The sequence below is a fragment of the Solirubrobacter deserti genome (assembly GCF_027587175.1).
Classification (GTDB): Bacteria; Actinomycetota; Thermoleophilia; order Solirubrobacterales; family Solirubrobacteraceae; genus Solirubrobacter; species Solirubrobacter deserti.
On record NZ_JAPCID010000076.1, the window covers coordinates 24,590 to 30,785 of the forward strand.

The 6,196-nt window shown below is 73.0% G+C and carries 4 protein-coding genes; 3 read left to right on the forward strand and 1 reads right to left on the reverse strand.

All coding sequences use genetic code 11. From position 1 onward, the window contains the following. The first annotated feature begins 13 nt into the window (after positions 1-13). Positions 14-1,123, forward strand: coding sequence for an RtcB family protein (locus OJ962_RS31960; RefSeq protein ID WP_202954077.1), 1,110 nt, complete (start codon positions 14-16; stop codon positions 1,121-1,123). 91 nt (positions 1,124-1,214) lie between these two features. Next, the gene (locus OJ962_RS31965; protein ID WP_202954078.1) at positions 1,215-3,035 is read left to right on the forward strand and encodes a methyl-accepting chemotaxis protein; all 1,821 of its coding nucleotides are present in this window, start codon (positions 1,215-1,217) and stop codon (positions 3,033-3,035) included. A gap of 48 nt (positions 3,036-3,083) precedes the next feature. Here OJ962_RS31965 and OJ962_RS31970 read toward each other — a convergent pair whose 3' ends face one another. Further along, a complete protein-coding gene (locus OJ962_RS31970) occupies positions 3,084-5,078 on the reverse strand; it encodes a hypothetical protein (protein ID WP_202954079.1) in 1,995 nt (664 codons plus the stop codon). Positions 5,079-5,267: 189 nt separating this feature from the next. Between OJ962_RS31970 and OJ962_RS31975 the strand changes: the two genes are divergently transcribed. Then, positions 5,268-6,196, forward strand: a 929-nt coding sequence (locus tag OJ962_RS31975) for an ATP-binding protein (RefSeq protein ID WP_270006867.1), incomplete at its 3' end; no start/stop codon positions are given.

A 6,196-nucleotide genomic window follows, 5' to 3' on the forward strand; every position in this document is an offset into this window, starting at 1 on the left:
CTTCATCGGTCGCATGCCCACGCCGATCACCGTCTACGGCGACGTCGACCAGCGCGCCGTCTCCCAGCTGCAGCGCTGCGCCGAGGCCGGCGACGCGATCCGCGGCGCGCTGTGCGCCGACGGCCACGTCGGCTACTCCCAGCCGATCGGCGGCGCCGTCGCCTACCCGGACCACATCTCCCCGTCGGGCGTCGGCTACGACATCGCCTGCGGGAACAAGGCCGCCCGCACGAACGTGCGCGCCGAGGACGTCCGCGGCGACCTGCCGCGGATCATGGACGAGATCTTCGAGCGGATCAGCTTGGGCATCGGGCGCAGGAACGACGAGCCGGTCGATCACGAGGTGCTGGACGCGATCAAGCGGGCCGAGTTCGGCGAGCACGCGGTGGAGAGGGAGATGGACTCGCCGCCGGTGCTGCTGCCGACCGACTCCGAGCTCGGGCAGAGCTACATCGCGGCGATGAGCCTCGCGGGCGAGTACGCGTACGCGGGCCGCGACACGGTGGTCGACAGGGTGCTCGAGATGCTCGGCGCGCAGTCCACCTACGCGGTGCACAACCATCACAACTTCGCCTGGCTGGAGGAGCACTTCGGGACCAGGGCGTGGGTGATCCGCAAGGGCTGCACGCCCGCGTTCCCGGGCCAGGAGGGCTTCGTGGGCGCGACGATGGGCGAGCCGTCGGTGATCCTGCGCGGCGCGGACTCGGACGCCGCGCGCGAGTTGCTCTATTCCACCGTGCACGGCGCGGGGCGGGTGATGTCGCGCACGCAGGCGGCGGGGAAGATGGGCACGCGCGCGGAGTGCAGCGTCCGCGACTGCGATTTCTGGGTGCGCTGGAACCAGCGCGAGCACGCCCGCTGCCCCGACCACCCCGAAGCGCGGCTGATGAAGCGCCGCGGGCGCATCAAGGCGGGCAGGATCGACTTCGCGCAGGTCCGCAGCGAGCTCACGACCAAGGGCATCGAGCTGCGCGGCGGCGCGGCCGACGAGGCGCCCGACGCATACAAGCGGCTCGACCAGGTGCTCGCCGCGCACGGCGACACGATCGAGATCCTGCACCGGCTCACGCCGATCGGCGTCGCGATGGCGGGCGCGGACACGTTCGACCCGTACAAGGACTGATCGGTCCGAACGCAGACGCGCTGTTAAGTTTCTTCAAGAAACCGTAGTTTTCCACGTGCTTGGGCCATCGTCCGCTGCCGATGTCCTGAACATGAGACGTTCGATCAAAACCAAGCTGCTGGCGACGGTCGGCCTGCTCATCGTGCTGATGGTCGCCGTCGGCATCGTGGGCATGCGCGGCACCAGCACGGTGGGCGACGAGGCTCACCGGATGTACCAGTACGCCGCCAAGCCCCTGGCCGACATGGGCATCGCGCGCGCGAAGCTCAACGAGAACCGCGCCTTCCTGAACAACCACATCCTCGAGACGAGCGGCGCGAGCAAGCGCGAGCTCGATGAGAAGATCACGGCCAACGCCGCCGAGATCGACAAGCGGCTCAAAGCGGTCGAGAGCACCCTGCAGACGCCGGCGGGCAAGCGCTCGTTCGCGAAGCTGGTCGCCGCCCGCGAGCAGTACTCCGCCGCGCGCGACCGCGTGCTGGCGCTCTCGCGCCAGAACCAGCCCGTGGACGCGTACGCCCGCAACAAGGCCGAGGCGGTGCCCGCGTTCGCGGCCGTGGCCGAGTCCTTCAACGAGCTCTTCAACTCCAAGGTCGAGCTCGCCGCCTCCGGCGACGCTGCGAGCGTGGACGCGGCCGCCTCCTCCCAGCGTCTGACGCTGCTGCTGATCGTCGTCTCCGCCCTCGCCGGCTTCGGCCTCGTCCTCATGGTCGCGACCTCGATCGTCAAGGGCGTGCGCCGCGTGCTCGGCGCCGCCGATGGCATCGCCGCCGGTGACCTCGATCACGACCTGGACCTCGCCAACCAGGACGAGGTCGGCGACCTGGCCGCCGCGATGCGCCGCATGGTCGACTACCTGCAGGAGATGGCGGGCGCCGCCGACCGCGTCGCCGCGGGCGACCTCACCGCGACGGTGACGCCCCGCTCCGAGCGCGACGCGCTCGGCACGTCGCTGAACGGCATGATCGTCAACCTGCGCGAGCTCGTCGGCAACGTGAGCGAGAGCGCGAGCACGCTCTCGGCCGCATCCGAGGAGATGGCCTCGACCTCCCAGGAAGCGGGCCGCGCGGTCGGCGAGATCGCCAGCGCCATCGGCGACGTCGCCATGGGCGCCGAGCGCCAGGTCCGCGGCGTGTCCGTCGCCCGCGAGGCCGGCGACGAGGTGTCCGCGGCCGCCCGTGAGTCGGCCGAGAACGCGCAGGAAGCGGCGCGCGTGGCCGAGCAGGCGCGGGATCTGACGCGCGAAGGCGTGCAGGCCGCCCAGGACGCGACGGCGGCGATGAGCGCGGTACGCGCGGCGTCGGAGTCCGTCACGGGCGCGATCCACACGCTCGCCTCCAAGTCCGAGCAGATCGGCGGCATCGTGGCGACCATCACCGCCCTGGCCGAGCAGACGAACCTGCTGGCGCTCAACGCCGCCATCGAGGCCGCGCGCGCCGGCGAGCAGGGCAAGGGCTTCGCCGTCGTCGCCGAGGAGGTCCGCAAGCTGGCCGAGGAGTCCCAGGCCGCCGCGGGCCAGATCTCGAGCCTGATCGGCGAGATCCAGGCCGAGACCCAGAACGCGGTCGCCGTCGCCGGGGACGGCGTGCAGCGCACCGAGGAGGGCGCGGCCACGGTGGCCGTGACGCGCGAGGCGTTCGAGCGGATCGGCGGCTCGGTCGAGGACATGACCGCCCGCGCGACGCAGATCGCGGCCGCCGTGCAGCAGATCTCGGCCAGCGGCGAGCGGCTCGAGCGCGAGATCGGCGACGTCGCGGCCGTCGCTGAGGAGTCGTCGGCCTCGGCCGAGCAGGTGTCGGCGTCCACGCAGCAGACGTCGGCCTCCACGCAGGAGATCGCCGCTTCGGCGCAGGAGCTGGCGGCCACCGCCGAGCAGCTCGAGCGCCTCGTGACGCGCTTCACCCTCGCCTGATCAGGCCCGGACCGGCGTGGCGCGCCCACGCCGCTCCGGACGTCCGGATCAGCCGCGGTCGGGCGTGATCCGCGCCGTGAAGGCGACCTTGGAGAAGCGCTCGTTGCGCGCGATCTGCACGGCGAGCGTCGGGCCCGCCTCCGGCGCGGAGCTCTGGGCGGCCGGGCGCATCAGGTGCACGCCCGCGCCGGCCGGGCGCGAGAGGGGCGTGACGGTGTAGCCCGAGAACTGGCTCTTGACCTCCAGCCGGGACACCCGGGCGAGCGCGATCCGCGTGGAGCCGACCGTCACGCGCGAGCCGTCCTTGAGGACCGCGGTCACGCTCGCCTGACGGCCGCGGCCCGTGCTCGGGAACAGGATGTCGGCGCTCAGCGCGCGGTTGCCGCGGCGCGTGATGTCCCAGCGCGTCTGGATGTGCCGCGGCGTGAACCGGTGCGTGACCCGCACCGAGCCCGCCGAGCCGCTCACCGTTCCCGTCGCCCGCAGGTCGGTGAACGCGCCCGCGTAAGCGGAGCCGACCGCCGACGACGCACGCGCGCCCGCGCCGGAGGGCGCCTTGGTCAGCACGAGCGGCGTCTTCGCCCGGTCGACCGAGGACCGCGCGACCTGCGAGGCCAGCACGCGGCGGCCGCTGACGTCGCGCACGAGCGCGCCGAACGAGGCGGGCGGGGTGCCGCCGATGTTGCCCGCGACCTCCTGGGAGCCGTCGAACAGCCGCGCCAGGTCGAGCCCACCGTACGGGAACGCGCGCTGGTTGACCGCGACGATCGCGGTGTTGTAGCTGGGCGTGGTCACGGCGAGGCGGCCGATGTCGGGGTCGTAGGCGTACAGCGCGGGCGGCTCGGTGGCGCGGGCGCGGCCGAGCCCGGCGTCGATCGCCCGGGCCGCGTTGGCCAGCACGCGCGCGGCGCCCAGGCGCGCACTGCCGACGCCCTGCGGCACGGCGTGGACGTTGAAGAACAGCGCGTCCGCGATCCCGCCGTCGCGCTCGGCCGTGCGGGCGTAGAAGTCCAGCGACCGGTCGAACATGTGCTTGGCGTAGCGCTGGTACTTGGGATCGCTGAGCGTCGGCGCGGAGGCGATGCCGATCAGTGCCTGCTGGGTGAGGCCGAGCTTCTTGGACTGGTGCCAGCGCTGGAAGCCGAGGCCGGAGTCCCAGTTCATGTAGCCGCCGTGCGTCCAGTAGCCGGCGATCGCGCGCTCGATCCACTCGGACACGATCCGCTTCTGGGTGCTGTTCAGCGGCGCCATCCCGGCCTGGCGGGCCTGGTTGTAGAAGCGCGTGAAGGACAGCACGATGTTCGCGTACTCGGCGGAGTCCACGTTCATCGGGTGGTTGACGTGCTCGTGGGGGAGGTAGTGGAAGCGCATGCCGGGGCCGAAGTTCGAGCGGGCGCCGCGGATGAAGCGGTTCAGCTGGGCGCCGAAGTCGCGCTTGAGCAGCGCCGGGTCGCCGGTCACGGTCGCGTCGGCGGCGTACATGAGGCCGTACCAGTTGATCTGGTTGAGCCGGATCGTCGGGTAGCGCCAGAACGGACCGCGGGCCGTGCGCGAGATCGCGTCGCGGATGGCGGCGACGGTCGACTCCGGCAGCTGCAGCTCCTGGCGGGCGCGGTAGGCGTAGACGAGCCCGTCGACCACCTCGGCGTCGAACACCAGGTGCTGGAAGCCCTTGCCGGTCATCGAGTTCGTCCAGCCCGGGGCGTGCGCTTGGCCCAGCGCGGGCTTGGTGACGTACGGGCCCTTGACCAGCTCGAGCGCCAGCGCGCGGGCGCGCTCGTCGTTGCGCGACGGGCCGGTGTGGCCCTCCATCGCGGCGACGGAGTGCCCGAGCAGCAGCAGCGAGTTGATCATCGGCTCGACGCCGCCACCGCCGCCCTCGTAGTGCCCGCGCCGCTCGTTCCAGAGCGGGTCGAGGCTCTGCTGGAGCTTGTCGGCGGCGGCGAAGTAGGCGGTGTCGTCGAAGGTCTGGGCGGAGGCGGACGGCGCCACGAGGCCGAGCGCCACCGCAGCGGCCAGGGCCGCACGGCGAAGAGAGTTCATGGGGAGCTTTCGGGGGAGGGAGGACTGCCTGGGGAGTGGTCACAGCCTCCTGGGAAAGCGCTTGCCGCACATCAGGTGACCCCCCAGCGATTACCCCTACATTTCGCGCGTCGGGTTGGCCGCACCCCTACGCCGGTTGGTGGCCTCACCCACGACGGGCGGATCCGTGCGTAGCTTCAGCGGTCCGAGATGATCACCGTCGCCGACGCCGAGCTGCTGGAACGCGAGACCGAGCTGGACGCCCTGCGCGTGCTCGTCGCGGACGCCCGCGAAGGCCGCGGTGGCGTGGCGCTGGTCGAGGGTCCGCCCGGCCAGGGCAAGAGCACCTTGCTGCGGGCGCTGCGCGTCGAGGCGGGCGACATGCGCGTGCTGAGCGCGATCGGGTCCGAGCTCGAGCGGGACTTCGCCTTCGGCGTCCTCGAGCAGTTGCTCCCCGAGCTCGAGGATGCGCCGTCCTGCCAGGCCCGCCTGCGCCGCCTGACCGCGCTCGAGGAGCCGCTGTTGGTTGTCGTCGACGACGCCCAATGGGCCGACAGCGGCAGCCTGAAGGTGCTCGGCATGCTGGCCCGCCGCGTCGAAGGCTTGGCGATCGCGCTCGTGATCGCCGTCCGCGCGAACCAGCACGACCCGCTGCTGGACGCGCTGTACGCCGCGCCCGCCGCGACGCTGCTCCCGCTCGCCCCGCTGAGCGCCGACGCCGTCGGCCACCTGCTGGGCGAGCCGGACCCGGCGTTCGTCGCCGCCGCGGCCACGACCACCGGCGGCAATCCGCTGCTCGTGCGCGAGCTGCGCCGCACGCTCGCCGACGGCGGGTACGCGGGGACGGCCGACGAGGCCGAGGCGGTCCGCCGCGCCGTGCCGGGCACGGTCGCGCGGCTCGTCGAGGGCCGCCTGCGCGCGCTGCCGCCCGCCGCGCACGCGCTCGCGCAGGCCGTCGCGACGCTGTGCGACCGCGTGTCGGCGACGCACGTGTACCGCCTGGCGGGCTTCGAAGACGCGCCAGCGGGGCTTGCGGCTTCGCCAGGGGCCGTCGCGCCGGCGGGCCTCGCCGGTTCGCCGGGGGCCGGGGCGCCGGCGGGCCTCGCCGTTTCGCCGGGGGCCGCGGCGCCGGTGGGCCT